This is a genomic window from Propioniciclava sp. LT294 (assembly GCF_059516005.1).
The window spans coordinates 310,447-335,870 of the sequence record NZ_JCAKNG010000001.1 but is presented as its reverse complement, the minus strand read 5'-3'; the positions used below and the strand labels follow the sequence as shown (position 1 = coordinate 335,870).

The 25,424-nt window shown below is 70.2% G+C and carries 26 protein-coding genes and 1 pseudogene; 12 read left to right on the top strand and 15 right to left on the bottom strand.

Going from position 1 to position 25,424, the window contains the following annotated elements:
* Nucleotides 1-8 precede the first annotated feature (8 nt).
* From AC5YDA_RS01580 to AC5YDA_RS01560, 5 genes and pseudogenes are all read right to left on the bottom strand, one after another.
* Nucleotides 9-2,195, bottom strand: a complete 2,187-nt coding sequence (locus tag AC5YDA_RS01580; protein WP_496188140.1) for a 6-phosphofructokinase — start codon at nt 2,193-2,195, stop codon at nt 9-11.
* Nucleotides 2,196-2,234: 39 nt separating this feature from the next.
* Nucleotides 2,235-2,936 carry a lipoyl(octanoyl) transferase LipB gene (gene lipB, locus AC5YDA_RS01575; protein WP_496188139.1) on the bottom strand — a complete coding sequence of 234 codons (702 nt, stop codon included), beginning with the start codon at nt 2,934-2,936 and terminating at the stop codon, nt 2,235-2,237.
* Between the two features lie 86 nt (nt 2,937-3,022).
* A complete protein-coding gene (sucB, locus tag AC5YDA_RS01570; protein ID WP_496188138.1) occupies nt 3,023-4,195 on the bottom strand; it encodes a 2-oxoglutarate dehydrogenase, E2 component, dihydrolipoamide succinyltransferase in 1,173 nt (390 codons plus the stop codon).
* A 22-nt stretch (nt 4,196-4,217) separates the two neighbouring features.
* A pseudogene (locus AC5YDA_RS01565) lies at nt 4,218-4,754 on the bottom strand (biotin/lipoyl-containing protein); the annotation flags it as partial.
* 94 nt (nt 4,755-4,848) lie between these two features.
* Nucleotides 4,849-6,372, bottom strand: a complete 1,524-nt coding sequence (locus AC5YDA_RS01560) for a leucyl aminopeptidase (protein WP_496188137.1) — start codon at nt 6,370-6,372, stop codon at nt 4,849-4,851.
* Between the two features lie 67 nt (nt 6,373-6,439).
* On the opposite strand from AC5YDA_RS01560, the gene gcvT reads away from it, so the two are divergent.
* Together gcvT and AC5YDA_RS01550 are read left to right on the top strand one after the other, a co-directional pair.
* Nucleotides 6,440-7,537 carry a glycine cleavage system aminomethyltransferase GcvT gene (gene gcvT / locus AC5YDA_RS01555; protein WP_496188136.1) on the top strand — a complete coding sequence of 366 codons (1,098 nt, stop codon included), beginning with the start codon at nt 6,440-6,442 and terminating at the stop codon, nt 7,535-7,537.
* Entirely contained in the window at nt 7,534-7,851 is a 318-nt protein-coding gene (locus AC5YDA_RS01550) for a hypothetical protein (protein WP_496188135.1), read from the top strand. The genes gcvT and AC5YDA_RS01550 overlap by 4 nt, the downstream gene beginning before the upstream one ends.
* Here the strand turns inward: AC5YDA_RS01550 and AC5YDA_RS01545 are convergent.
* The gene (locus tag AC5YDA_RS01545; RefSeq protein ID WP_496188134.1) at nt 7,796-7,996 is read right to left on the bottom strand and encodes a hypothetical protein; all 201 of its coding nucleotides are present in this window, start codon (nt 7,994-7,996) and stop codon (nt 7,796-7,798) included. The two genes, AC5YDA_RS01550 and AC5YDA_RS01545, sit on opposite strands and share 56 nt — an antisense overlap.
* Entirely contained in the window at nt 7,996-8,547 is a 552-nt protein-coding gene (locus tag AC5YDA_RS01540) for a DUF3043 domain-containing protein (RefSeq protein ID WP_496188133.1), read from the bottom strand. Before AC5YDA_RS01540 ends, AC5YDA_RS01545 begins: the two co-directional genes overlap by 1 nt.
* A gap of 162 nt (nt 8,548-8,709) precedes the next feature.
* Here AC5YDA_RS01540 and AC5YDA_RS01535 point away from each other — a divergent pair, with 162 nt between their 5' ends.
* From AC5YDA_RS01535 to AC5YDA_RS01505, 7 genes are all read left to right on the top strand, one after another.
* Nucleotides 8,710-9,534: a PspA/IM30 family protein gene (locus tag AC5YDA_RS01535; protein ID WP_496188132.1), complete on the top strand. Its 825-nt coding sequence runs from the start codon at nt 8,710-8,712 to the stop codon at nt 9,532-9,534.
* A 6-nt stretch (nt 9,535-9,540) separates the two neighbouring features.
* Nucleotides 9,541-9,831, top strand: coding sequence for a PspA-associated protein PspAA (gene pspAA / locus AC5YDA_RS01530; RefSeq protein WP_496188131.1), 291 nt, complete (start codon nt 9,541-9,543; stop codon nt 9,829-9,831).
* Entirely contained in the window at nt 9,828-10,853 is a 1,026-nt protein-coding gene (locus AC5YDA_RS01525; protein WP_496188130.1) for a glycerate kinase, read from the top strand. The genes pspAA and AC5YDA_RS01525 overlap by 4 nt, the downstream gene beginning before the upstream one ends.
* A gap of 109 nt (nt 10,854-10,962) precedes the next feature.
* Nucleotides 10,963-11,319, top strand: a complete 357-nt coding sequence (locus AC5YDA_RS01520; protein ID WP_496188129.1) for a HesB/IscA family protein — start codon at nt 10,963-10,965, stop codon at nt 11,317-11,319.
* 180 nt (nt 11,320-11,499) lie between these two features.
* A complete protein-coding gene (gene ctaC / locus AC5YDA_RS01515) occupies nt 11,500-12,348 on the top strand; it encodes an aa3-type cytochrome oxidase subunit II (protein ID WP_496188128.1) in 849 nt (282 codons plus the stop codon).
* Between the two features lie 4 nt (nt 12,349-12,352).
* Nucleotides 12,353-14,086: an aa3-type cytochrome oxidase subunit I gene (ctaD, locus tag AC5YDA_RS01510; protein ID WP_496188127.1), complete on the top strand. Its 1,734-nt coding sequence runs from the start codon at nt 12,353-12,355 to the stop codon at nt 14,084-14,086.
* Nucleotides 14,083-14,496, top strand: coding sequence for a cytochrome c oxidase subunit 4 (locus tag AC5YDA_RS01505; protein WP_496188126.1), 414 nt, complete (start codon nt 14,083-14,085; stop codon nt 14,494-14,496). Before ctaD ends, AC5YDA_RS01505 begins: the two co-directional genes overlap by 4 nt.
* 409 nt (nt 14,497-14,905) lie before the next feature.
* Here AC5YDA_RS01505 and AC5YDA_RS01500 read toward each other — a convergent pair whose 3' ends face one another.
* The 5 genes from AC5YDA_RS01500 to ctaE form a co-directional block, all read right to left on the bottom strand.
* Nucleotides 14,906-16,363, bottom strand: coding sequence for a GuaB1 family IMP dehydrogenase-related protein (locus AC5YDA_RS01500; RefSeq protein ID WP_496188125.1), 1,458 nt, complete (start codon nt 16,361-16,363; stop codon nt 14,906-14,908).
* A gap of 68 nt (nt 16,364-16,431) precedes the next feature.
* Nucleotides 16,432-18,108, bottom strand: coding sequence for a cytochrome bc1 complex cytochrome b subunit (gene qcrB / locus AC5YDA_RS01495; protein WP_496188124.1), 1,677 nt, complete (start codon nt 18,106-18,108; stop codon nt 16,432-16,434).
* On the bottom strand, nt 18,108-19,184 hold the full coding sequence (gene qcrA / locus AC5YDA_RS01490; RefSeq protein WP_496188123.1) for a cytochrome bc1 complex Rieske iron-sulfur subunit: 1,077 nt from the start codon (nt 19,182-19,184) through the stop codon (nt 18,108-18,110). The genes qcrB and qcrA overlap by 1 nt, the downstream gene beginning before the upstream one ends.
* Nucleotides 19,181-19,999, bottom strand: coding sequence for a cytochrome bc1 complex diheme cytochrome c subunit (gene qcrC / locus AC5YDA_RS01485; RefSeq protein ID WP_496188122.1), 819 nt, complete (start codon nt 19,997-19,999; stop codon nt 19,181-19,183). The genes qcrA and qcrC overlap by 4 nt, the downstream gene beginning before the upstream one ends.
* A gap of 29 nt (nt 20,000-20,028) precedes the next feature.
* Nucleotides 20,029-20,766, bottom strand: a complete 738-nt coding sequence (ctaE, locus tag AC5YDA_RS01480) for an aa3-type cytochrome oxidase subunit III (RefSeq protein ID WP_496192723.1) — start codon at nt 20,764-20,766, stop codon at nt 20,029-20,031.
* Between the two features lie 173 nt (nt 20,767-20,939).
* On the opposite strand from ctaE, the gene AC5YDA_RS01475 reads away from it, so the two are divergent.
* Nucleotides 20,940-21,365, top strand: a complete 426-nt coding sequence (locus AC5YDA_RS01475; RefSeq protein ID WP_496188120.1) for a response regulator — start codon at nt 20,940-20,942, stop codon at nt 21,363-21,365.
* Nucleotides 21,362-22,408 carry an anthranilate phosphoribosyltransferase gene (gene trpD / locus AC5YDA_RS01470; RefSeq protein ID WP_496188119.1) on the top strand — a complete coding sequence of 349 codons (1,047 nt, stop codon included), beginning with the start codon at nt 21,362-21,364 and terminating at the stop codon, nt 22,406-22,408. The genes AC5YDA_RS01475 and trpD overlap by 4 nt, the downstream gene beginning before the upstream one ends.
* Here the strand turns inward: trpD and AC5YDA_RS01465 are convergent.
* The 3 genes from AC5YDA_RS01465 to AC5YDA_RS01455 all read right to left on the bottom strand — a co-directional run bounded on the left by AC5YDA_RS01465 (nt 22,386) and on the right by AC5YDA_RS01455 (nt 24,705).
* Entirely contained in the window at nt 22,386-23,084 is a 699-nt protein-coding gene (locus AC5YDA_RS01465; protein WP_496188118.1) for an A24 family peptidase, read from the bottom strand. The two genes, trpD and AC5YDA_RS01465, sit on opposite strands and share 23 nt — an antisense overlap.
* A 9-nt stretch (nt 23,085-23,093) precedes the next feature.
* Complete coding sequence (locus AC5YDA_RS01460; RefSeq protein ID WP_496188117.1) at nt 23,094-23,609, bottom strand: hypothetical protein; 516 nt, start codon at nt 23,607-23,609, stop codon at nt 23,094-23,096.
* Nucleotides 23,610-23,769: 160 nt separating this feature from the next.
* Nucleotides 23,770-24,705, bottom strand: coding sequence for a sunset domain-containing protein (locus tag AC5YDA_RS01455; protein WP_496188116.1), 936 nt, complete (start codon nt 24,703-24,705; stop codon nt 23,770-23,772).
* Between the two features lie 148 nt (nt 24,706-24,853).
* Here AC5YDA_RS01455 and AC5YDA_RS01450 point away from each other — a divergent pair, with 148 nt between their 5' ends.
* Complete coding sequence (locus AC5YDA_RS01450; RefSeq protein ID WP_496188115.1) at nt 24,854-25,372, top strand: peptidylprolyl isomerase; 519 nt, start codon at nt 24,854-24,856, stop codon at nt 25,370-25,372.
* Nucleotides 25,373-25,424 lie beyond the last annotated feature (52 nt).

Here is a 25,424-nt window from a genome sequence, read left to right as displayed (position 1 = left end):
GGATCATTCTACGGGCGGTTCCCGAGGGCACCCAACACCGGTTTCAGCACGAGCCACCACTGCTCCAGCGGGCGTCGGGTCTGCCAGTCGACGAGATCGTCGAGCTCCTTGACACCGCGCATGCCCTCCGGGGTGGCGAACACGTGCTTCGCCTCGCCCGACGCCAGCTGCTCGCTCATCCAGTCGGTCACCTGAGCGGCGAGCCGGACGCCGTTGATCCGGTCGAAGGGGGAGGGGGAGCCGCCCTGCTGGACGTGGCCGAGCACCACGCCGCGGACGCTGAACGCGCCGCGGCCCTCGGCCTCGAACATGCGGGTGAGCAGGTCCGTGGTGTAGAACGCGGACGCCTCCTCGTTGCGCAGGGCCAGCCAGAAGGACTGGCCCCCGGCGAAGGAGGCCACCATCTGGTCGATGTCCGCCTTCAGGTCGGCGATCGAGATGCCGTCCTCGTTCAGGTAGACGCGCTCGGCCCCGGTGGCCACGCCGGCCGCGAGGGTGAGGAACCCGCAGCGGCGTCCCATCGTCTCGACGACGAAGGCGCGCTTGGCGGCGCTGGCCGACAGCTTGATCCGATCGATCGCCTCGACGGCGACGTTGAGGGCGGTGTCGGCGCCGATGGCCATCTGCAGGCCCGGCAGGTTGTTGTCCAGGGAGGCGGGCAGCACCACCATCGGGATCGCCAGGGCGGGGAAACGGCGGCGCTCGACGTCGAGGAGGGCGAGCGCCCGGTAGGCCTGGAACCCGCCGACGATGATGAGACCGTCGAGCGCGAGGGTCTCGATCGAGCGGGCCAGGCGGTACAGGTCCTCCTCCCCGGGGATCCAACGGCTCGTACCGAGGTGGGCGCCGCCGGTGGCCGCCCAGCCCTCGACGTCGCCCCACCCGAGCTCGTGCACGTCGGCGTCGAGCAGACCGGGGAAGCCGCCTTGGATGCCCAGCATGCTGTGGCCCCGGTCGATGCCGAGCCGGACCAGCGCCCGGGCGGCCGGGTTCATGCCGGGCGCGAGCCCGCCGGCGTGCATGACGCCGACCCGCGGCGCCCTGCCGTCGGCCTCGATGTGGGGCCGGGCCTCCGACAGTCGGCGGAACGCCGTCGACATCTGGACGAAGGACCGGCCCCGCGCGGTCATCGCCTCATCGAACCGGCCCTGCTCGATGAGCGTGGCCACGTTGCGGGTCGCGGCGACGGCGTCCACCAGCGGGACGGTCTGCGGTCGGTTCGCGCGCACGCCGATGACCTGCGACTCGCGGCCCTCGCTCAACACTTCTCCGACGGCCGCGTGGCCCAGCATGGACGCCATCCAGCGGTCGTAGGCGCTGGGTGTCCCGCCGCGCTGGACGTGGCCGAGGATCGTGACCCGGGCGTCCTCACCCATCTCGTCGGCCAGGACGCGGCGTACTTCTTCGGCGGTGATCGGGTTGCCCCGTGCGTCGGCGGCGCCCTCGGCGACGACCACGATCGACGTGCGCCGACCAGCGCCGCGTGAACGGCGCAGCACCGTCGCCATGTGGGTGTGCCAGTCCGCGACGGGCGGCTGCTCCGGGATCAGGACGTAGTCGGCGCCGCCGGCGATCGCGCTCATCAGGGCGAGGTAGCCGCAGTGGCGGCCCATGACCTCCACGACGAAGCTGCGCTGATGGGACGCCGCCGTGCTGGCGATGGCGTCGATGGCCTCGGTGATGCGGTGCAGGGCCGAATCGGTGCCGATCGTCATGTCGGTGCCGACCATGTCGTTGTCGATGGATCCGACGAGCCCCGCGATCACGAGACGGCCGTGCGCGGCGGCCTGGTCGGCCGTGATGCCGCCCTCCTCCAGCAGCGCCGCCACATGGTCCGGCCACTCGGCACGGAGGCTGTCGGTGCCGGTCAGTGACCCGTCTCCGCCGATCACGACGAGCCGGTCGATGCCACGCTCGATGAGGTGGCGCACGGCCGCCCGGCGGCCCTCGATCGTGCGGAAGGCCGCGCAGCGGGCGGTGCCGATCACCGTCCCGCCCTGCGCGATGATGCCGCTCACGTCACCCCACCGGAGCGGCTTGATGCTCTCGCCCCCGTCGACGGCACCCTGCCAGCCCTCCATGATGCCGAAAACCTCGGCACCGGCTGCCACGCCGGCCCGGACGACGGCCCGGACTGCGGCGTTCATGCCTTGGGCGTCCCCGCCCGACGTCAGGACCCCGATGCGTACTGCCATGCCCCCACCCTAGGGGCGTCACGCCTGCCGTGGGTCCCGTCAGCTGCGGCCGAAGGCGCCGGTGAGCAGGGCGAAGGAGAGCTCGCGGGCCAGGAGTGGTTCCAGCGCCTGCGCGACCTCGACCAGACGGGGGGCCGAGCCGATCTCGTCCGCGATGCTGGTCACGCCCGCGTCGTCGATGCCACAGGGCACGATGTTCCCGAACGGACCCGAGGACTCGGCCCCGACGTTGAGCGCGAACCCGTGCATCGTGGTCATCCGGGCCACCCGGATACCGATGGCGCAGATCTTGCGCTCGGGGCGCCCACCGCCGGCGGGGAGCCAGACACCGGTGCGGCCCTCCACCCGCTGGCCGGCGATGCCCCAGAGCAGGAGCGCGTCGATGACCGCCTGCTCGAGGCGGCGTACGTACTCCAAGGGGCCGATCGAACGGGACAGCGTGACGATGGGGTAGCCGACGAGCTGCCCCGGTCCGTGGTAGGTGATCTTGCCCCCGCGGTCGACGTCGACCACCGGCGTCCCGTCGAACGGGCGCTCGTGGGGTTCCGTCCGGCGTCCGGCGGTGTAGACCGGTGGGTGTTGCACGTACAGCACCTGGGGGCCGACCTCGCCGGTCACCACGCGGGCATGCACGGCCCGCTGCAGGTCCCACGTCTCGCGATAGTCGCTCAGGGCCAGCCCTGTGCCGTCGAAGCCGAGGTAGTCGAAGGTGAAACCGTCACGGAAGGAGGAATGCTGCACCCGCAGCACTGTACGCGCACCCGGCGGACGCCGACGGGCCCGCCCCCCTGGTGGGAGCGGGCCCGTCGGTGAGGGTGGAGTGTCCGTCAGACCCCGAACTCGGCGCCGAAGTCGCCCTCTTCGAGGCGGGCCTTGACGAAGGACAGGAAGCGGGCCGCGTCCGCGCCGTCGACGAGGCGGTGGTCGTAGGAGACCGAGAGGTACATCATGTCGCGGATCGCGATGACCTCACCGAGCTCGGCGTCCTTCACCACCACCGGGCGCTTCACGAGCGCGCCGGTGCCGAGGATCGCGACCTCGGGCTGGTTCACGATCGGCGTGTCGAACAGGGTTCCGGCGGAGCCGTAGTTCGTGATCGTGAACGTGCCGCCCGACAGCTCGTCCGGCGTCACCTTGTTGGTGCGCGTGCGCCCGGCGATGTCGGCGATCTTCTTGGCCAGGCCGGTGACGTTCAGGTCACCCGCGTCCTTGATGACCGGGACGAGCAGGCCACGCTCGGTGTCCACCGCGATGCCGACGTGCTCGGCGTCCGCGTAGGTGATCGTGCCACCCTCGACGTCGATCTGCGCGTTGAGCTTCGGGAACTGCTTGAGGCCTTCGATCGCCGCCTTGGTGATGAACGGCAGGTACGACAGGGAGGCGCCCTCGCGGGCCTTGAAGGCGTCCTTGGCCTTGGCGCGGATCCTGCTGATGTTGGTCAGGTCGACCTCCACCGTGGCGGTGAGCTGCGCCGAGACCTGCAGTGACTCGACCATGCGGGCGGCGATGATCTTGCGCAGGCGCGACATCTTCTCGGTCGTGCCGCGCTGGGTGGCGGCGGGCTCGGCCTTCGGTGCGGACGCCGCGGGCGCGGCGGCCGGCGCAGGAGCAGCGGCCGGCGCAGGAGCAGCGGCCGGCGCAGGAGCAGCGGCGGCCGGGGCCGGGGCGGCGACCTCCTTCGGGGCCTTGGCGGCGTCAGCGGCGGCCAGGACGTCCTGCTTGCGGATGCGGCCACCCACGCCCGACCCCTTGACGGTGTTCAGGTCGATGCCGTGCTGACCCGCGAGCTTGCGGACGAGCGGGGTCACGTAGCCGGTGTCCGGGGCATCCGCGCGCGGGCGCTGCCGGGGCTGCGGGAGCCTCCTCGACAGGGGCGGCCGGGGCGGGGGCGGGGGCGGCCTGAGCCTCCGGCTCCGCGGCGGGAGCGGGGGCGGCGGGGGCCGGGGCGGCGTTGGGATCACCGATGATGGCCAGGACGGAGCCGACCGCCGCGACGTCATCCTCTTCGAACCGGATCTCCAGCAGCGTGCCCGCGACGGGGGAGGGAATCTCGGTGTCGACCTTGTCGGTGGAGATCTCGACGAGGGCCTCGTCGGCCTCCACGGTGTCGCCGACCGCCTTGAGCCAGCGGGAGATGGTGCCCTCGGTGACGGACTCGCCCAGTGCGGGCAGGGTCACCTCGGTGCCCTGGGCGGGGCCGGACGCCGCGGGCGCTGCCGGGGCTGCGGGAGCCTCCTCGACAGGGGCAGGAGCCTCCTCGGCCGGAGCGGCGGCCTCCGCGGCGGGCGCTGCCGGGGCGTCGTTGCCACCCGTGGCCTCACCGGGCTCACCGATCACGGCGAGGACGGCGCCGACCTCGGCGACGTCATCCTCTTCGAACCGGATCTCCAACACGGTGCCCGCGACGGGGGAGGGAATCTCGGTGTCGACCTTGTCGGTGGAGATCTCGACGAGGGCCTCGTCGGCCTCCACCGTGTCGCCAACCGCCTTGAGCCAGCGGGAGATCGTGCCTTCCGTGACGCTTTCACCCAGTGCGGGAAGGGGGACATTCGTCGGCATGCTCACAGGCTCCTTCTTCGATGACTGGCCGTAACGGGTTCCAGACTAGCCCTCTGCGCGGGCAATCCACATCCTGGGTGTGCGCCGGTGGACCTCACCTGTCCGTGCGCTGCGCCAACGTACGAGCCAGGGAGACCAGCGTCCGGACACCGGCACCCGTGCCGCCCTTGGGCACGTAGTCGTAGGGGGCATTCCCGTTCCACGCCGGGCCGGCGATGTCGAGGTGCGCCCAGCGGACGCCGTCCGCCACGAAGGACTGCAGGAATGCGGCCGCGGTCAGGGCACCGCCGTAGCGGGTCTTGCCCGACGAGGCCAGGTCGGCGACCTCCGAGGTGAGGTTCTCCCGGACCTCGTCCGGGATCGGCAGCTGCCAGAAGGCCTCACCGGACGCCTCGGCGGCGTCCATGAGGTCATCGGCCGTCTCGTCGTCGGACGCCATGAGTCCCGCCACGCGCTCGCCCAGGGCCACCACGCAGGCTCCGGTCAGGGTGGCGATGTCGACGATCAGGTCCGGCTCGTCCTCGCCGGCGCGGACGATGGCGTCCGCCATGACGAGCCGACCCTCGGCGTCCGAGTTGGCGTTCTCGACGGTCTTGCCCCCGTACATGCTGAGGACGTCGCTGGGGCGGTAGGCCGCCCCCGAGGGCATGTTCTCGGCCATCGCGGCGTACGCGGTGACCTTGACCTTGAGCTTCAGGTCGGCGATCGCGCGCACGGCGGCGACCACCGCGGCGGCGCCGGCCATGTCGCACTTCATGGTGATCATGCCCTCGGCCGGCTTCAGGTTGAGGCCGCCGGTGTCGAACGTGATGCCCTTGCCCACCAGGGCCAGGTGGGTGGTCGCGCCGCGCGGGGCGTACGCGATGCGCACCAGGCGCGGGGGGCGCTGCGAGCCGCCGCCGACACCGAGGATGCCGCCGTAACCGCCGCGCTGCAGCGCCTTCTCGTCGAGCACCTCGACGTCGAGGCGGGCGTCCCTGGCCAGGGCGCGGGCGGTCTCGGCGAAGGTCTCGGGGTAGAGGGCGTTCGGGGGCGTGTTGACCCAGTCGCGCGTCCGGTTCACGGCGGTCGCGACGATGGCGGCCTCTGCGACGTGGGTACCGGCGTCCTTGGCGGCGGAGAGGATCGTCACCGACCCGATCGGCCGCTTCTGGCCGTCCAGGGTGTCCTTGGCGTAGCCGTACGCGCCGAGCAGGGCGCCCTCGGCGGCGCCGCGCAGCACCTCGGGCTCGACCGCCTCAAGGCTGACCGCGACCGAGAGCGTCCGGTCGCCGGCGACCTTGGCCGCCGCGCGCAGGGCGTTGCCGGCGGCGCGCCGCACCTGCTCGGGCGTCACGTCGACACCGCCCAGCCCCGTGACGACGATGCCGGGTCCACCGGGCAGGACGACGGTCGTTCCGACCTTGGCCGCGCCCCCCAGGGACTGTGCGGACGCGAGCAGCGAGGTGCCGTGACGCTTGGCCCATGCCTTCTCGAGATCCTCGGGGACTCCCACGAGCACCGGTCCGTCCGAGGCGTCCGCCAGGCCGACCACGAGGAGATCGGTGTCCTTGGGCAGGCTGGCTGCGGCGGCGAGTGAGGGGAGCGCGGCGGTGGGCACGATTTCGTCTCCATTCATGGGCGCGAGGAACTTCGGGCGGCTCGGGTAGGCATCTCACCCTACCCACTGCGATAGGTTCTCGGGCATGCCCGAACTGTTGACTTCTCCACTGCACGAACGTCACGTGGAACTCGGCGCCAAGTTCGCCGAGTTCGGTGGCTGGTCCATGCCGCTGCAGTACTCCTCCATCGTTGCCGAGCACAAGGCGGTGCGTGACGCCGTCGGGGTGTTCGACGTGAGCCACCTCGGCAAGGCCCAGGTGTCCGGCCCGGGAGCGAAGGACTTCGTGAACCGGTGCTTCACGAACGACCTGGGCAGGATCGGCCCCGGCCAGGCCCAGTACACGATGTGCTGCAACGATGCCGGTGGGGTCGTCGACGACCTCATCCAGTACCTGCGCTCGGACGACGACGTCTTCCTCATCCCCAACGCGGCCAACAACACGGAGGTGGTGGCGCTCCTGCAGGCTGCGGCCCCGGAGGGCATCACCGTCACCAACCAGCACGGGGACTACGCGGTGCTCGCCGTCCAGGGTCCGCTGTCGGACGAGGTCCTCACCAAGCTGGGCGTGGACGCCGAGTTCGACTACATGCAGTTCCGGGAGGGCACGGTCGCCGGCCGACCGCTCACGATCTGCCGCACGGGCTACACCGGTGAGCGGGGCTACGAGTTGGTCTGCCGCGTCGAGGACGCGGGCGTCGTCTGGGACGCCGTGATGGCCGCGGGCCAGGAGTACGGCATCCTCGCCTGCGGGCTGGGTGCACGCGACACGCTGCGCACCGAGATGGGCTACGCGCTGCACGGACACGAACTGAGCCTCGACATCACGCCCGTGATGGCGCTGGCCGCGTGGGCCGTCGGCTGGGACAAGGAGGAGTTCTGGGGTTCGGACGCCCTGCGTGCCCAGCGCGCCGAGGGCCCCGCCCGTCGCATTCGTGGCATTCGTTCGACGGGCCGCGCGATCCCGCGTCCGGGCATGGACTGCGTGGACGGGGAGGGGACGGTCGTCGGCACGGTGACCTCCGGCACCTTCTCGCCGACGCTGGGCGTCGGCATCGGCCTCGCCCTGCTCGACACCGAGTACAAGCCGGGTGCTGAGGTCGGTGTGGTCGTGCGCAAGAACACCGAGACCTTCGCGGTGGTCAAGCCCCCGTTCGTCGAGACCCAGGTCCGCGAGTCTTGAGCCGACGCCTGCTCGGCCACCTCGTGGTCGTCGTCATCGGGTTGGCCGTCGCCGTGTGGGCGGTGGCCAACCTGCTCAATCCGTCCATCGCGTGCCGTGGGGTGCCGATGGGGCCCGGTGACGTGTGCACCAACGCCGAGGGCACGAAGATCCAGACGTACGAGGACCGGCTCGAGGCGCTGCGGTTCTCCACGCCCGTGATGGTGGGCGCGGGAATCCTCGTGGCCGCCTTCGGGGTGGGACTGGGGGTCGCCGAAGTCAGGCGAACAGGCTCATCGGGCCGTACACGACCCGGTCACCCTCCAGCAGCGTGACGCTCGCGAACCCGGCCTCCACGAGGTCTTCATAGGACGCCGTGAGCCACGCCTCGGCGTCCGCCTGGGTGGGGAACACCTGGCCGAGGCCCGCCTCGGAGGCCGCTTCGGCGTCCGAGGTCGGGTCGGCGATCCAGCGGAACATCAGGCCGCTTCACCGCGCTTGACGCGCGGGGACGGGCGCCGCCAGCGACGGAATGTCATCTGACGGTTGAAGCCGTACATGAGCAGGCCGCGCAGCGGCGTCCCCGGGTGGCGCTCGGCGAGCTTGGTCTTGTAGCTGCGCCACATCAGGAAGAGGTCGCCGACCATGAGGAAGATGTAGGCCCACGAGGCGTACAGCAGGTACTGGATGTAGGGGAGGATCGCCGGGATCAGCGTGGCGGCCATGATGCCCAGCAGCACCGGCATGGCGAACTCGGCCGGGTTCACCCGGGAGTCGATGTGGTCGCGCAAGAGGACGCGCGCCGGCGATGCCTCCACCTCGGCGAACTGGCGGTCGCGGGCGGCCATCTGCGCCTGACGGTCGCGGGCCTTGGCCTCCTTGGGGGAGAGCGACGGCTTCAGGCGCTGGCGGCGGGCCGCCTCGGCCTCGCGTCGGGACGGCGTCGGCACCGACTTCTTGCCGCCGGGGGTGGGGGCCGGCGCTGGCCCCGGCGTCGGCTCGGGCTCGGCGGACTTCTTGAACAGGGCCACGGTTCCTCGGATTCGGCTGGTCGGTGTGGATCGCAGACCATTCTATTGCAGAGTCAGGGTCCGCTCCGGGGGACCACCCCCGAAGGCGGCCTGCCCCCGCGCAGCGCGCGCGGCTAGGCTGGCCGGGCACACCCCGTTCCCACGGAAGGACCCACGACCACCATGGCTGGTTTGTTCGAACGCCTCAAGCTTGTCTTCAACGCCAAGGCCGACAAGGCGTTGGACAAGCTCGAGGATCCGCGTGAGACCCTCGACTACTCCTACCAGCGCCAGCTCGAGCTGCTGCAGAAGGTCCGTCGCGGTGTCGCCGACGTGGCCACCAGCCGCAAGCGCGTCGAACTCCAGGCCAACCAGCTCGATGCCGAGATGAAGAAGCTGACCCTGTCGGCCCAGCGGGCCCTCGAGGTCAACCGTGAGGATCTGGCGCGCGAGGCCCTGACCCGCAAGTCGGGCCTGCAGAACCAGCTCGACGACCTCATGACCCAGCACGCCACGCTGCAGGGCGAGGAGGAGAAGCTCGTCCGCGCCAGCACCCGCCTCCAGGCCAAGGTCGACGCCTTCCGCACGCGCAAGGAGACCATCAAGGCCACCTACTCCGCGGCCGAGGCACAGACGCGCATCAACGAGGCCTTCACCGGGATCTCCGAGGAGATGGGCGACGTCGGTCTCGCGATCCAGCGCGCGGAGGACAAGACGGCCCAGATGCAGGCCCGCGCCGGCGCCATCGACGAGCTGCTCGCCTCCGGTGCGCTGGAGGACCCGTCCGGGTCCTTCAAGGACGACATCACCCGCGAGCTCGACTCGCTGGCCTCGTCCTCGCAGGTCGAGAACGAGCTGGCCTCCCTCAAGGCGTCCATGGGCGCCATCACCTCCGGCGCCGCCGCGCCGGCCACCCCGCAGCTGGCGGCTTCTCCTGCGGAACCCGTCGACGCCGAGGTGACCGAGGTGGCGGACGCCGAGCGCGGGCCCGCCAGTCAGGGGGAGTGATCGGCGATGATCGTCCGCATCCTCGCTGAGGGCCAGTACCGGCTGGATGACGCCGAACTGGACCTGCTCAACGCTCTGGACGACGACGTCGAGGCCGCCGCGCGCGCGGGCGACGAGGAATGGCTGCGCCGGGCGCTCGGCCGGCTCCTGGCGGAGATCCGCAGCCAGGGCACCCTCCTCGACGACGACCTGCTCCTGGACTCCGACGTGATCGTGCCCGATGAGGACGTCTCCCTGGCGGAGATCCAAGGGTGGATCGGCGAGGGCGAGTCCTTCGAAGGGTTGCTCCCCTCGTGAGGGTCGTCGTCTGCACCGACCGGATCGGGGCCCTCGCGTCGGCTGACGCGGGGGCCGCGCTCGCTCGCGCCTTCGTGGCGGCACGCCCCGGCATCGAGGTCGCCGTCGTGCCCATGGCCGCCGGCGGTCCGGACCTGGCCCTCGCCCTGGCCGCGCTGGGTGACGACGCGGTCGTCGTGCGCGACCCGGACGCCGGGGCCCACCACCACGGGCACCACGACCACGCGCACGGTGACGAGGAACCGATCGGCGTGGACCCCACCTCCACGTCGCTCGGCGTCGGCCGCGCCCTGGCGGCCGCCCTGGCCGGACGTCCCCGCCGCGTCGTGGTCGACCTCACCGGCCTGCTGACCCACGACGGTGGTGCGGGGATCCTGCACGCGCTCGGTGCGGTCGCGGACGTGCGGCTGGACGCCGGGGCGGGCGCCCTGCGGGAGCTCGCCGCCCTCGACCTGGGACCCGCCCGCGCGTTGGTGGGAAGCACCGAACTCATCGCGGTCGTCGACCCCGCCGAACTCGGCGACATGCTGCTCGGGCTGCGCGGTCTCACGTCCCGGCGCGGACGCGCGGCCGGCACCGAGCCGGCCATCATGCTCGCCACGGACGCGGCCCTCGGCTCGCTGGCCGCCGCCCTCGGCGTCCCGGACGCCCCGGGCCTGGGCGCCGCCGGGGGTGCGGTTCTCGCGCTCGGAGCCCTGGGCGCGTGGACGACCTCGGGTCCTTCGCTGTGCGCGGAGGTGGCGGGGCTCGAACGCACGGCGTCCGTCGCGGACGTCCTCGTGACGGGAGCCGACGAGGTCGACTTCGCCCACCGCGGCGGCGACGTCATCAAGGAGGTGGCGGCCCTGGGGGAGCGCACGCTCCGACCGGTCGTCGTGGGGGCACGCACGGTCGACATCTCGGGCCGGGAACTGCGGACGTTCGGCGTCGAGGTCGCCTACCCCTTCGGTGGCGAGGACGACCTGGGCTCCGAGGAACTGACCAGGCGCGCCGCGGGCATGGCGTCCAGCTGGACATGGTGACGGCTTCGCTTGTCGCCGAGCGTGACCTAAACTGGCTGGGCACCGCGTTGGACCACGCCGCCGTGCCCGTGGCGTGGGACCGGCACCAGACTCACCCGGAGGAACTCTCATGAGCGTTGACACCCAGACCGAGGCCCTGGCCGACGGCATCATCCTGACCGAGGGCGCCGCCCAGAAGGTCTCCGCCCTGGCGGCCGGCGAGGGCGAGGAGGGCCTGGCGCTGCGCATCTCCGTGGCCCCCGGCGGCTGCTCCGGCCTGCGCTACCAGCTGGCGCTGGACGACCGCGAACTCGAGGGTGACGTCCAGAAGGAGTGGTACGGCGTCAAGGTCGTCACCGACCGCATGAGCGCCCCCTACCTCGCCGGCGCGACCATCGACTTCGTCGACACGATCCAGCAGCAGGGCTTCACCATCGACAACCCGAACGCGGGTGGATCCTGCGCTTGTGGGGACAGCTTCCACTGATGTGAACGGTGGCCTAGTTAGGTCACGATCGGGACACGTTCGTCCCACCAGTCGACATCCCGGCGCCTCGCAGGAGGCGTCGGGATGTGTCTTTGGGTTAGTCTTTCGCCGAGCATCGACTCCCAAGGCCGGGCGCTGCCCGGACGCAAGGGGTCGACCCAAGTATCGGAAGGGTGTGACGTGGCTTCGAACAGAACCTCCAAGGCCGCACGACGCATCTGGGGAGCCGCAGCCGCCACCGTCGGCGCTCTGGCCCTCAGCGGGTGTTCCCAGGCGACGATGGAGCAGTGGGGTCGATGGGGACTCCCGGAGGCCGCAAGTGACCGGGCGCCGTTCATCGGCAACCTGTGGAATGGTGCCTGGATCGCCTCCATGGTCATCGGTGTCCTCGTGTGGGGACTGATCGGCTGGGCGATCTTCCGCTACCGCCGTCGTCACGAGGACGACGTGCCGCGTCAGGTGAAGTACAACCTGCCGATGGAGATCCTCTACACGCTGGTCCCGTTCCTGATCATCGGCGTCCTGTTCTTCTTCACGGTGCAGGCGCAGAACGGCGTCCTGGCCAAGGAGAGCGACGACGCGGTGCACAAGATCGACGTGATCGGCCAGAAGTGGTCCTGGACGTTCAACTACATGGAGGCGGACAACCCGGCCATCGGCGTCGACGCGCACACCGTCGGCACGGTGGAGGAGATCCCCACCTTGGTGCTGCCGCTGAACAAGCCGGTCCGCTTCAAGCTCAACTCCGCCGATGTGATCCACTCCTTCTGGATCCCGGACTTCTACTTCAAGCTGGACGTGATCCCCGGTCGGACGAACACGTTCGACGTCACCGCGACGAAGCCCGGCACGTTCCTCGGCAAGTGCGCCGAGCTGTGTGGCACCTACCACGCGGCCATGGTGTTCCACGTCGAGGTCCTCCCCGAGGCCGAGTACAACGCGTACGTGAAGAAGCTTGCCGCCGACGGCCAGACCGGTGCGCTGATTCTCCCCGAGTTCCCGTCCACCGGGCCGAAGCTGGAGGGCTGACCCCATGACCACCCTTGCCCGAGTCGATTCGACCGCTGCGGAGCGTCCGGTCCGCAGGCAGAACCTGGGCGCGATCATCCTGTCGTGGATGACCACGACCGACCACAAGGTGATCGCGAAGCTGTACATCTGGACGGCCCTGGCGTTCTTCGCGTTCGCCGGCCTCCTGGCCCTGGCCATCCGTGCCGAGTTGGCCTTCCCCGGTCTGCAGTACCTGCACTACGAGACCTTCAACCAGTTCTTCACCATGCACGGCACGATCATGCTGCTGATGTTCGCGACGCCGATGTTCGCCGCGTTCGCCAACGCTCTGATGCCGCTGCAGATCGGTGCTCCCGACGTGTCGTTCCCGCGCCTGAACATGTTCAGCTACTGGCTGTACCTGTTCGGCTCGCTGACCGCCTCCGCCGGCTTCCTGAGCCCCGACGGCGCCGCCTCCTTCGGGTGGTTCGCCTACGTTCCGCTGTCGGACGCGGTGCACTCGCCGGGCGTCGGCGGTGACCTGTGGCTGGTCGGCCTCTACATGCTGGGACTGTCCTCCATCCTGGGTGCGGTGAACTTCGTCACCACCATCGTCACGCTGCGGGCACCGGGCATGACCATGTTCCGCATGTCGATGTTCACGTGGAACATCCTCGTCACGTCGATCCTCATCCTGGTCGTGTTCCCGGTCCTGGCCGCCGGTCTGCTGGTCCTGCTGAGCGACCGTGTCCTCGGCACGCACATCCTGGACGCCGCCACCGGTGGTGCCATCCTGTGGCAGCACCTGTTCTGGTTCTTCGGGCACCCCGAGGTGTACGTCCTCGCGCTGCCGTTCTTCGGCATCATCACCGAGATCATCCCGGTGTTCAGCCGCAAGCCGATCTTCGGCTACGTCGGCCTGGTCGGCGCCACCCTCTCGATCGGCGCCCTGTCCATCTCCGTGTGGGCCCACCACATGTTCGTCACCGGCGCGGTGAACCTGCCGTTCTTCTCGTTCATGACGTTCCTGATCGCGGTGCCCACGGGTGTGAAGTTCTTCAACTGGATCGGCACGATGTGGAACGGGTCCGTCCGGCTCGACAGCCCGATGTTGTGGGCCGTCGGCTTCCTGACGACCTTCCTCTTCGGTGGCCTGACCGGCGTCATCCTGGCCTCGCCGCCGCTTGATTTCCAGGTGTCCGACACCTACTTCGTGGTGGCGCACTTCCACTACGTGCTGTTCGGCACCGTCGTCTTCTCGATGTTCGCCGGCTTCTACTTCTGGTGGCCGAAGTGGTACGGCTACATGCTGGACGAGAAGCTCGCCAAGCTGCACTTCTGGCTCGTGTTCGCCGGCTTCCACATGACCTTCCTCGTCCAGCACTGGCTGGGTGTCGAGGGCATGCAGCGCCGCATCGCCGACTACCTCCCCGGTGAGGGCTTCACGCTGCTCAACCAGGTCTCCACGGTCGGCGCGTTCCTGCTGGGCATCTCGATGCTCCCGTTCCTGTGGAACGTCTACAAGAGCCACAAGAGCGCCCCGCGCGTGACCGTGGACGACCCGTGGGGCTGGGGCCGCTCGCTGGAGTGGGCGACCTCGTGCCCGCCGCCGCGGCACAACTTCACCAGGCTGCCGCGGATCCGTTCCGAGGCTCCCGCCTTCGACCTGCACCACCCGGAGGTGTCCGGCATCGGACCGCACCCGGTCAACCCGCTGCAGGAGGCGATCGTCGCCGAGGAATCCCACGCTGCGAAGTCCGAGGAGGGCACCCGATGAAGACTGAGGCCAAGATCTTCCTGTTCCTGGTGATCTTCTTCGCGATCGTCACCCCGGTCTACCCGTACATGACGTACCGGGCGGACGGGCACATCGAGCCCATCGGCACCACGGTGCTGATCCTGACCCTGATCTTCTCCGCGATGGTCTGGGGCATGCTCTTCCTGACGGGTCGGTCCACCGGTCCCCGTCCGGAGGACCGCCACGACGGCGAGATCGTCGAGGGCGCCGGCGTCCTGGGCTTCTTCCCGCCCACGTCCATCATCCCGTTCTGGTCGACGGTGGCCATCACCATCATCATGCTGGGCCCGGTGTTCGGTTGGTGGCTGACGCTGCTCGGCCTCGGTGTGGGCATCTGGGCGGCCCTGGGGTGGGCGTACGAGTACTACGTGGGCGACTACCAGCACTGAGCGGAACCACCTCGAGAGGGGGACGGACCTTGGGGTCCGTCCCCCTCTCGTTTTCCTGCGGATGGGCGCGATCGCGGACGAGGGCTGGGGAGGCCTCCTGTGGGCGCGGAGAGGCGTCCCGGGGTGGAGGGGTCAGCTGTGTGCCCGAAAGCCGTCGGGAGGGTCTCTGGGGCCTTCTTGGGTGGGTGCTGGGCGGTGCCGGGGCGTGACACTCAGGCTTGCCACCGGAGCGCCGGTACGCCACCGGTGGCTGGTGTGACGCCAGTGCGTGTCGCGGCGCCGAGCTCTCGCGCGTCGGTTTGCCACCATTGAGCCGGATGGCCACCCGGTCGTTGGTGGCAAGTCTGAGTGTCGGGGACCCCCACCACCGCCACCACCACCCCCAAGGACCGGGCAGCCAGACCTCGCATCACCAGCTGCTGTGCAGGGGGCGCCCTTCCTCGTAGCCGGAGCGGCTCTGGACGCCGATGGTGGCCCGCGCATGGAAGTCGGGGAGCGTCCGGGCGCCGGCATAGGTGCACGACGAGCGGACGCCGGAGGTGATGAAGTCGACCAGGTCCTCCACGCCGGGGCGTGCGGGGTCGAGGTACATCCGCGAGCTCGAGATGCCCTCCTCGAACAGGCCCGCCCGGGCGCGCTCGAAGAAGGTCTGCTGGTGCGTCCGGGCACGCACGGCGCGGGCCGACGCCATCCCGAAGGACTCCTTGTAGGCGCGGCCGTCCGGATCGTGCATGAGCGCTCCGGTGGACTCGTGCGTCCCGGCGAACCACGAGCCGATCATCACTGCGCCGGCGCCGGCCGCCAGGGCCAGGGCCACATCACGCGGGTGCCGGACGCCGCCGTCCGCCCAGATGGCCTTCCCGGCGTCCTGGGCGGCCGCCGCGCAGTCCAGAACGGCGGAGAACTGGGGGCGTCCGACGCCCGTCTGCATGCGGGTGGTGCACATGGCCCCGGGGCCGACACCCACCTTCACGATGTCCGCGCCGGCCTCGATGAGGTCGAGGGTACCCTCGGCCGTGACGACGTTTCCGCCGACCAGAGGCACGCGGACGCCCGTGGCGGCCTCGTGTTCGTCGCGCACCACGCGGACGGCGGACAGGGTCTCCAGCATGCGGTCCTGGTGGCCGTGCGCCGTGTCCATCACGAGGACGTCCGCACCTGCGGCCAGCAGTGCCCGGGCGCGTTGGGAGGCCTCGCGGGAGATGCCGACGGCGGCGCCGACGCGGAGGCGTCCGGCCCGGTCGACGCTGGGGGTGTAGATGGCCGAGCGCATGGCGCCCTTCAGGGTGAGGACACCCACCAGGTCGCCGGCGTCGTCCACGGCGATGGCGACCTTGCGACGGCTGTCGGTGAGGGTGTCGAAGACCGCGCTGGCCGACGCCGTGGCGGGGACGAGGGTCAGGTCGGTGGTCATCACTTCGTGGACGGGGACGAAGCGGTCGACGCCCGCGGCGTCCGATGCCGAGACGATGCCGATCGGACGCCGGTCGTCCACCACCACCGCGACGCCGTGGGCGCGCTTGGGGATGAGGGGGAGGGCATCGGCGACGATGGTGTCGCCCGTGACGCGGATCGGGGTGTCGAACACCGTGTCCGCCGCCTTGACGCGCTGGACGATCGTGGTGACGGCGTGGTGGGACAGGTCCTGGGGGATGATGGCGATCCCTCCGCGCCGGGCGACGGTCTCGGCCATGCGGCGTCCGGAGACCGCGGTCATGTTCGCGACGACCAGCGGCGTGGAGAGTTCGAGCCCGTCGGTGGAGGTGAGGTCCACGTCCATGCGAGAGCGCACCGAGGAGCGGGTCGGCGACATGAACACGTCGTCGTAGGTCAGGTCGTGGTCGGGCTTGCCGGTGGTGAAGCGCACCGGCCCAGCTTACCCACCGCATGCATCGGGCCCCCTCCCGGTGGGAGGGGGCCCGATCGCTCCGACACTCAGGCGAGCTGCTTGGGCTCGTCGTCGTGGTGGTGTGACTGCTCGATCTCGGCGCGGGTCGGCTTGGCGATGTCATCACCGGTGAACCAGGCCGACAGGCGGGCGCGCAACCCGCTGACGGAACCGGGGCCGGACTGCTTGACGCCGTGCTCGTCGTGCGAGGGGGTCTCCTCCAGCGGCCGGTGCTGCGCGTGCTGGGTGAGGGTGAACGCCTCCTGGTGCGAGATCGGTGCGTGCGGCTCGGTGTACCCGCCGTCGGGGGAGCGGACGATGATGCCCGTCTCCGAACCGTGGAGCACACGCTCGCGGTCGGCGCGCTGGAGTGCGAGGCACAGGCGCTTGGTGACGATGAACGCGATGACCGGGCCCACGAAAACCGCGATGCGGAGGAACCAGGTGACACTGTTCAACGAGACGTTGAACTGCGTCGCGATGATGTCGTTGCCGCCACCGCCCCAGAAGAGTCCGTAGGCCGTGATGCCGGCCACGCCGAGCGCCGTGCGGGTCGGGGCGTTGCGCGGGAGGTCGAGCACGTTGTGGTCGCTCTTGTCCCCGGTGAGCCACTGCTCGACGAACGGCCAGACGGCCAGAGCGGTGTAGAGGATGCCCATGAGGATCGCGAACGGGATGAAGATGTTCCACGACCAGGTGGTCCCGCCCCAGTGCGACTCCCAGCCCGGCATGATGCGGACCGCGCCCTCGACCCAGCCCATGTACCAGTCCGGCTGGGAGCCGGCGGTGACCTGTGCGGGGTTGTACGGGCCGTAGAGCCAGACCTGGTTGATCGACAACGTCGCGCCCATGAGGACCAGCACGCCGAAGACGATGAAGAAGAAGCCGCCGGCCTTGGCCATGTAGACGGGGAAGAGCGGGTAGCCGACGACGTTGTTGTCCGTCGCGCCCCGGCCCGGGAAGTGCGTGTGCTTGTGGTACACGAGCAGCGCCATGTGCGCGGCGATGAGGCCGAGCAGGATGGCCGGGACCAGGAGGATGTGCGCCATGTAGAAGCGGGCGATGATCGCGTCGCCGGGGTACTCACCACCGAAGACGAAGAACTCCATCCACGTGCCGACGATCGGGATCGACCGGATGGCGCCATCGGTGAACCGGAGACCGGTGCCCGACAGCAGGTCGTCGGGGAGCGAGTAGCCGGTCATGCCGGCGATCATGCCGAGGCTCAGCAGGCCGACGCCGATGAGCCAGTTGAGCTCACGCGGCTTGCGGAAGGCGCCGGTGAAGAACACGCGCAGCATGTGCGCGGTCATCGCCGCCATGAACAGGAGGGCGGCCCAGTGGTGGATCTGGCGCACCAGCATGCCGCCGCGGATGTCGAAGCTGAGCTGCAGGGTCGACTCGAACGCCTGGCTCATCTGGAGGCCGCGCATGAGCTCGTAGCTGCCGTGGTACTCGACCTCGGCCATCGACGGCTTGAACCAGATCGTCAGGAAGACGCCGGTCAGGAGCAGCACGACGAAGCTGTAGAGGGCGATCTCGCCGAGCAGGAACGACCAGTGGTCAGGGAAGACCTTGCGGAGGCCGGTGCCGATCTTGGCGAAGCCCACCCGGTCGTCCACCCAGGCCGCGGGGCCGGACAGGGTCTTGATCGTGCTGGGCTCCTCCGGGCGACGCCCTTCCAGGATGTCGCTCTCCGGGGTGATGCCGACGGGCTTGGCCATCACCGATCACCGTCCTTGTAGTCGTTGCGGGAGTCGCGCTCGAAGTAGCTCGGGCCGACGGGGACCGTGAAGTCGCTCTGGGCGACCAGGTAGCCCTGGGCATCCACCTTCAGCGGCAGCTGCGGCAGGGCGCGAGCGGCGGGGCCGAAGACCACGACGCCCGAGTTGCCGAGGTCGAACGTCGACTGGTGGCAGGGGCACAGCAGGTGGTGCGTCTGCTGCTCCCACAGGGAGATGGGGCAGCCGACGTGCGTGCAGATCTTGCTGTAGGCGAGGATGCCGCCGACGTGCCAGTCCTGGCGCGACTCGGGGATCTTGATCGAGTTCGGGTCCATGCGCACGACGATCAGGGCCGCCTTGGCCTTCGCGTTCTGGTAGTCCTTGCCGTGGAGGTCGCGGAGGTTCTCGGGCTCGGCGTTGACGAGCTGGCCGATCTCGAGGTCGGACGCCTTGAGCGGGATCCAGTTGGTGTCGTTCACCACACGGACGCCGTCGGCCCAGATGGTCTTCTCGATCGTCTCGCGACGCACCGCGGCGACGGGCCACGGACCGAGGTCGGCCAGGGTCACCAGCGCGGGGACCGCGATGATGCCGAGCGCGCCGCCCAAGGAGGCGAGGACCATCTTGCGGCGGGCCACGCCCGCCTCGGAGATGCCATGGTTGACGGCCTCGACGAACGCGACCCGCTCCTCCTCGCTGGAGGCGGCGGCGTGGCGGGGCTCGGAGACCTCGGTGTCGGTCATCAGCTGGCGGGCCCAGTGGACCAGCCCGATACCGATGAGCAGGGTCGCGATGCCACCGGTGAGGCCCAACAGCACCGAGTGGACGTGCCAGTTGACGCCCAACAGGTGGGCGGTGGCGTCGCCCGGAACCGCGAAGTAGATCACCACGAACGCGATCGCGAACAGCGGCACCAGGCCGAAGATCGTGACCACCTGGCGGTAGGCGCGGTTGCCGGCGTCAGGGTCGACGTCGGACCACCGTTCGACGTGCTCCTCGGGGCCCGGGTCGGGCACGGGGTACCGCTGGGGGTCGTCCTCGATCGTGGCGAGGGAGGTGGAGTGGTCGTGGCTCATTTCGCGCGTGCTCCTCGAGAAGCGATCCAAGTGGCAACCAAGGCGAGGCCGCCGACGCCGAGGACCCAGGCGACGAGGCCCTCGCTCACGGGGCCGAGGCCGCCGAGGGAGAACCCGGCCGAAGGCTGGTCCTCCATCTTCTTCAGGTAACCGATGATCGAGGCCACGTCCTTGTCGGGGATGGCCCCGTCGGAGAAGACGGGCATCTGCTGGGGTCCGGTCCGCATGGCCTCGTAGATGTGCAGCGGCTCGACGCCGTGCAGGGCGGGGGCGTACTTGCCGTTGGGCAGCGCACCGCCGTTGGCTCCTGCCTGGTGGCATGCGGAGCAGTTGGTGCGGAACAGTTCGCCACCGCGGGCCAGGTCCTCATCCGTGAGGCCGCTGTAGTCGTAGGCGGAACTCTTGGGGATGTCCGGACCGGGGCCGAGGGTGTGCACGTAGCGGGCGATGTTGTTGATCTCCTCTGCCGTGTACTGCACCACCTTGCGGGGGGCCTGCGCGCCGGGCTTGGCCATCGGCATGCGGTTCGTCGCCATCTGGAACTCGACTGCGGCAGCACCCACGCCGACGAGCGACGGACCCTGGGACGTGCCTTCGCCGTTGAGGCCGTGGCACGAGGAGCAGGTCACCTGGAACAGGGCCTTCCCCTCGGCGACCTGGGCGGACATGCCGGTGTCGGCGGCGACCTGCGTGGCGGGGGCGAGAGCGGCGTACAGCGCGCCCATGAGGACGAGCGCGAGTGCCAGCGAGAGCGGCCGCGCCGCCCTCTTTCGCTGTGCAGAGGAGGGTCGCCTCCTGGTGTTTCGGAATCGCATCGATGCGCCTTTCGAAGGAGGAGGGACGGTCAGCGGATGAGGTAGATCACCGCGAACAGGATGATCCAGACGATGTCGACGAAGTGCCAGTAGTACGACGTCACGATCGCATGGACCCTCTGCTCATGGGTGAACGTCCGCGCCACGTAGGTGCGGCCGATCATGAGCAGGAAGGCAATGAGGCCGCCGAGCACGTGGAGGCCGTGGAAGCCGGTGGCGAGGAAGAAGGCCGAGGTGTAGGCGTTCGTCTGCAGGACGAACCCTTCGGAGACGAGCAGGAAGTACTCGTACGCCTGGCCACCGAGGAAGAACGAACCCATCAGGAAGGTGAGGACGTACCACTCACGCATGCCCCAGGAGGCGACGTTGAAGATGCTGCCGGTGCGCGACACGTAGCCCTTCTCCGCGCGGAACACGCCGACCTGACAGGTGACGGAGCTCAGCACCAGGACGGTCGTGTTCAGCAGGGAGAACCACGGCAGGGAGATGCCGAACCAGTCCTGCATGAAGTGGGCGGTGCCCCACTCCCACATGGTCTGTTCACCCGGGGCCGCCATGGCCGTCGTGTGGTTGCGCAGGTTGAAGTAGGCGGCGAACAGGGCCGCGAAGAACATCAACTCGCTCGCGAGCCAGATGACTGTCCCGACGGCCACCATGTCCGGCTTGCCCTTGATACCGTGCAAGCGTGCCGGGGCAATCGGGTGGATGGCTCCGTGAGGGATGACGGGGACCGCGCTCGACTTCGTTGTATTCGCCACGGGCGTCATTATTACCGGGAACCCTTCTCCGGGTCACGTCGGCCCGAGCCGCAGTGGACAGAATGACCCGGTTCGTTACCTGTCCGTGACTGTGCGCGTCGTCGCTGGGCCCTTGTGCGCGCGTGAGCGCAGCGGGGCTACGATGACCATCATCCCGACTTGTTTGGAGAAGTGAGGACGCGATGAGCGAAGAGGCAGCTACCCCCAAGGCGACCATCCTGGTCTACTCCGACGACCGGAGCACCCGCGACCAGGTTCGGTTCGCGCTGGGGCGTCGCGTCGCTGCTGACCTGCCGGAGGTGGAGATCGTCGAGTGCGCCACGCACCAGGCCGTGAGCCGGACGCTGGATGGCGGCGGCATCGACCTCGTGGTCATGGACGGGGAGTCGACCCCGGCCGGCGGCATGGGCCTGTGCCGCCAGGTGAAGGACGAGCACGTGAACTGCCCGCCCGTCGTCCTCCTGGTCGCGCGCGTGGCCGACGCGTGGCTCGCCACGTGGTCGCGTGCGGATGCCGTGGTGCCCTACCCGATCGACCCGGTGCGCCTTCCCAGTGCTGTTGCCGACACGCTGCGGGTCCGCTTGGCGAGCGAGGCGCAGGCCAAGTGAGCCCCACCTGGCCGGACCTGCTCACCACCCTCGTCAACCGCCAGGACCTGGACCACGAGAACACCGCGTGGGCCATGAACGAGATTCTCTCCGGAGCAGCCTCGCCCGTGCAGGTGGCGGGGTTCATGGTGGCGCTCCAGGCGAAGGGTGCGACCCCGGACGAGATGAATGGGCTCGTGACGGCGATGCTCGACAACGCGCGTCCGATCGAACTGCCGTCCCGCGAAGCCGTCGACATCGTCGGTACCGGCGGTGACCGCGCCAACACGGTCAACATCTCGACCATGGCGTCGATGGTCGCCACCGCTGCGGGGGCGAAGGTCGTGAAGCACGGCAACCGCGCCGCCTCCAGCAAGAGCGGGACCGCGGATTGCCTCGAGGCCCTCGGTGTCGTCCTCGACCTCGACCCGTCGCTGCAGAGTCGCGTGTTCGAGGAGGTCGGCATCGTCTTCCTCTTCGCGTCGCACTACCACCCCTCCCTGCGCCACGCGGCGCTGCCGCGGCGCGAGTTGGGCATCCGCACCACGTTCAACTACCTCGGACCGTTGGCCAACCCCGCGCGTCCGACCGCCCAGGCGATCGGTGTGGCCGACCGTGTGGTGGCGGCCCTGGTGGCCGACGTGGTGGCTGGACGCGGCAACCGCGGGCTGGTCTTCCACGGCGGGGACGGTCTCGACGAGCTGACGACGACGACCACCTCGGACGTCTGGGTCATCCGCGAGGGCCGCGTCGTGCAGACGACCCTCGACCCGACGGAGTTGGGGATCGCGGTGGCGACGAAGGAGGACCTCGTCGGCGGCGAGCCCGAGTTCAACGCGCAGGTCGTCCGTGACACCTTCGCCGGACGGACCGGTGCCGTCCGGGACATCGTCCTGCTGAACGCCGCCGCGGCGATTCTCGCCTTCGATGGTCCCGACCCGGACGCGGACCTGACGGAGCAGTTCCGCGAGCCGCTCGCACGTGCCACCGCGGCGATCGACTCCGGCGAGGCGGCCCGCCTGCTGAAGCGCTGGGTGGCCCTCACCCAGTCGCTGGCCAGCTGAGCCCCGCGCCGGCCAGGGCGTCGCGAGCCGCGAGTGCCAGGAAGGGTCCGGCCAGCAGGCCGGGCCCGTAGGGGAACGGGCCGCGGCCCCCGGCCAACCGGTGACCGAGGCCGATGGCTGCGCCCGTGGCCGAACCCAGCACCAGCGAGCCCATCACCAGGGAGGCCGAGTCCAGTGCGGTGACGGCCCCGATGGTCGCTGCGAGGCGGACGTCGCCGTAGCCGAACGCACCGGTGAGACGCCACAGTAGGTGGAACAGGCCGCCGAGCACCAGAGCCCCGGTGGCTGCGGCCAGTGCCGGCGTCCACGCTGCCGACGTGAGGCTGACCACGAGGACGCCGATGGCCGCGACGGCCCACCCGGCTCTGGCCAGGGGGAGCGGCAGCCACGTGGTGTGGGCATCGATCGTGCAGGCGAGCACGCCGACCGTCGCCAGTGCCGCCCACGCCGGCCAGTGCTGCCAGGGGAGCGTGGCCGTCACCACCGAGCCGGCCACGAGCGCCGCCAGACCGACGGTGCCGTGGAAGCGGGGTGTCGACAGTGCGGCGTAGGGCGGCTTGCCGTCCGGATCATCGGGTTCGGGCAGGGCGCGGAGGACGACGGGGGTGAGGGCCGCGGACGCGAGGGCCGCCACGACCGCGCAGAGCAGGGCCGGGGCGGGGGAGGGCCAGGGCACGACGACACCCTAGGCGGCGGCGAGCGCCCGACGGGTGAACGCCCGGTCCGCGGTCTCGGCGGCGACACGCGCACGCACGGCGACCTCGGCGGTCACGGTGGCGGGCAGCCCGTCGACCAGGCGCTCCAGGTATCCCAGCGTGCAGTCGAGGTGCGCTGCCACCTGTCGGGGTGGGACGCCGGTCGCGATGAGGCGGACGACCCGGGCGCAGGTCGGACCGGCCTCGACCCAGGTGCTGCGCAGCCGGTGCAGGTCGTCCGCCTGGACGGACCACAGCCGGCGGGCCGTGGCGCGCGGGATGCGGCGCAGGCGCGGTGGATTGCCCTCCGCGGTGCCCCCGGCCGGCACCAGCCGCGCGGCCGTGCGCAGCGGCACGCCGGCGAAGGTGGCGATGACCTGCCAGGGAAGGCCCGAGGCCGCACACAGCTGGTGCAGGTGGGCGGCGAAGGGGGCGGCACCGACCCACGCGGTGGGGTCGATGGTGGGGACGGGCCGGGACATGGTTCGGGGTTCGGATCGCGACATGGTTGATGGCCTCCTGAGGGATGTTCCAACCAAGAAGGCCTGTGAGGGGGCCGGATTGTGAGCCGTCCCCGCACCGTTTCCGCCCGGACATGCGGGAGGGGCGTGACCGTGGTGGTCACGCCCCTCCTCTCACGCCTCGTCCGGGGGCCGGATCAGGCCCTCAGCGCTGGGCCTTGGTGAAGCCCGCCGCCTCGGCGGCCTCTTCACTGTTGAACCAGACATCGGCGATCGTGCGTTGGTAACCGCCGTTGCCCTCGACGTGGTACTTCATCGAGCGCTCGTTGCCCTTGATGGCGAAGCCCTCCGGCGGCTCGGACCCCACATAGGAGCCGGCCCCGTAAGGGCTAGCCACGAAAGGGGCAGCATCGCCCTCCGTGGTCTCGTCGGTGACCTCGGCCTCGCTGGTGGCGATGGGGTCGTCGGTCGGGAGCGTGTGACCGCCGTCCTCGATCCACTGCTCGGCGGCGTCCACGTCGGTCTGCTCGTGGGCAGCAGCGGTGGCGAGGTCGTCGACGATCGTCTGGGTCGCGGTGGGGACGTAGGGCTGGCTGGGTTCGTGCGCCTGCCACCCGGAGTCATCGGGGGAGAGGAACTTCTTCACGGCGAAGACCACGACCGCGAGGAGGCTTCCGGCGAGGAACAGCCGACCGATGGTCGCCCAGGCGGACGACCTCTTCCTGGGGGCCGGAACGTCGGGGAGCTCGACCTTGGCGATGTCGTCAGCGGCGGTGTGGAGGACCTCGCTCAGCGTCGGCAGGAGGCTGTACTGCACCTTGCTCCGTGCGGTGTCGACCGCCGGCGCGATGCGCGCGTAGGCGTTGTCGAGGGCGGGGGACACGCGGTCCAGCGCCTCATCGATCTTCGGGCGGGCGGCGTCCATGGCGTCAGCCGCGAGCTTGGCGCCGCGCTTCTTGGCGTCGTGGGCGTACGGGCCGATGTACTCGCCGGCCTGGTGGAGCGCATCCTGCGCGCGCGGGGCCAGGTACTCCTGGGCCTGCTGCAGGTACACCTGAGCCTGGGCAAGGGCGTCCTTGCCGAGGTCGCTCGCGGCGTGGGTGGTGTCACCGACGGCGCGTTCGAACTGCTTCCGGTTCACGGGGTTCCTCCGTTGCGGTTGTGTGGTTCGCGTGATCGCGTGGTTCCACCGTACCCAAGGCGTGTCCCCGAGGAACAGGGTCCGTTGGGTAACGTGGTCCGCGCACGTTGCGCCGTCCGGCGCGAGTAACGACGCGAAAGGATCCACCGTGGCCCAGCAGGCGACGCTTCACACCAACCACGGGGACATCGTCCTCAACCTGTTCGCTGAACAGGCTCCCAACACCGTCGAGAACTTCGTCGGCCTCGCGACCGGCACCAAGGAGTACCGCGACCCGGAGACCGGCGCCGCCACCACCGGCAACTTCTACGACGGACTGGGCTTCCACCGCATCATCGACGGCTTCATGATCCAGGGTGGCTGCCCGCTGGGCACCGGCACGGGCGGACCGGGCTACCGCTTCGGCGACGAGTTCCACCCCGACCTGGCCTTCAACAAGCCCTACCTGCTCGCGATGGCGAACGCCGGCCCCGGCACGAACGGGTCGCAGTTCTTCATCACCGTCGTGCCGACCCCGCACCTGAACTTCCGCCACACGATCTTCGGCGAGGTGGCCGACCAGGCCAGCCGCGACGTCGTGGACGCCATCGCGAAGGTGCGCACCGGCCGTGGCGACCGCCCGGTCGAGCCGGTCGTGGTGGAGTCGGTCGAAGTCACCGAGGCCTGATCCGCCTCAGCGAAATCGGACGCCCCCGCCGCACCGGCGGGGGCGTCCGGCG

What these genes read in the sequence shown, in the direction of transcription:
- AC5YDA_RS01580 (WP_496188140.1), bottom strand. Translation starts at nt 2,195, where the DNA reads ATGGCAGTACGCATCGGGGTCCTGACGTCGGGCGGGGACGCCCAAGGC.
- sucB (WP_496188138.1), bottom strand. Translation starts at nt 4,195, where the DNA reads ATGACGTCGCGGCGGTCGGCTCCGTCCTGGCCATCATCGGTGATCCCA.
- AC5YDA_RS01560 (WP_496188137.1), bottom strand. Translation starts at nt 6,372, where the DNA reads ATGAATGGAGACGAAATCGTGCCCACCGCCGCGCTCCCCTCACTCGCC.
- gcvT (WP_496188136.1), top strand. Translation starts at nt 6,440, where the DNA reads ATGCCCGAACTGTTGACTTCTCCACTGCACGAACGTCACGTGGAACTC.
- AC5YDA_RS01545 (WP_496188134.1), bottom strand. Translation starts at nt 7,996, where the DNA reads ATGTTCCGCTGGATCGCCGACCCGACCTCGGACGCCGAAGCGGCCTCC.
- AC5YDA_RS01535 (WP_496188132.1), top strand. Translation starts at nt 8,710, where the DNA reads ATGGCTGGTTTGTTCGAACGCCTCAAGCTTGTCTTCAACGCCAAGGCC.
- pspAA (WP_496188131.1), top strand. Translation starts at nt 9,541, where the DNA reads ATGATCGTCCGCATCCTCGCTGAGGGCCAGTACCGGCTGGATGACGCC.
- AC5YDA_RS01520 (WP_496188129.1), top strand. Translation starts at nt 10,963, where the DNA reads ATGAGCGTTGACACCCAGACCGAGGCCCTGGCCGACGGCATCATCCTG.
- ctaD (WP_496188127.1), top strand. Translation starts at nt 12,353, where the DNA reads ATGACCACCCTTGCCCGAGTCGATTCGACCGCTGCGGAGCGTCCGGTC.
- AC5YDA_RS01505 (WP_496188126.1), top strand. Translation starts at nt 14,083, where the DNA reads ATGAAGACTGAGGCCAAGATCTTCCTGTTCCTGGTGATCTTCTTCGCG.
- qcrB (WP_496188124.1), bottom strand. Translation starts at nt 18,108, where the DNA reads ATGGCCAAGCCCGTCGGCATCACCCCGGAGAGCGACATCCTGGAAGGG.
- qcrA (WP_496188123.1), bottom strand. Translation starts at nt 19,184, where the DNA reads ATGAGCCACGACCACTCCACCTCCCTCGCCACGATCGAGGACGACCCC.
- qcrC (WP_496188122.1), bottom strand. Translation starts at nt 19,999, where the DNA reads ATGCGATTCCGAAACACCAGGAGGCGACCCTCCTCTGCACAGCGAAAG.
- ctaE (WP_496192723.1), bottom strand. Translation starts at nt 20,766, where the DNA reads ATGACGCCCGTGGCGAATACAACGAAGTCGAGCGCGGTCCCCGTCATC.
- AC5YDA_RS01475 (WP_496188120.1), top strand. Translation starts at nt 20,940, where the DNA reads ATGAGCGAAGAGGCAGCTACCCCCAAGGCGACCATCCTGGTCTACTCC.
- AC5YDA_RS01460 (WP_496188117.1), bottom strand. Translation starts at nt 23,609, where the DNA reads ATGTCGCGATCCGAACCCCGAACCATGTCCCGGCCCGTCCCCACCATC.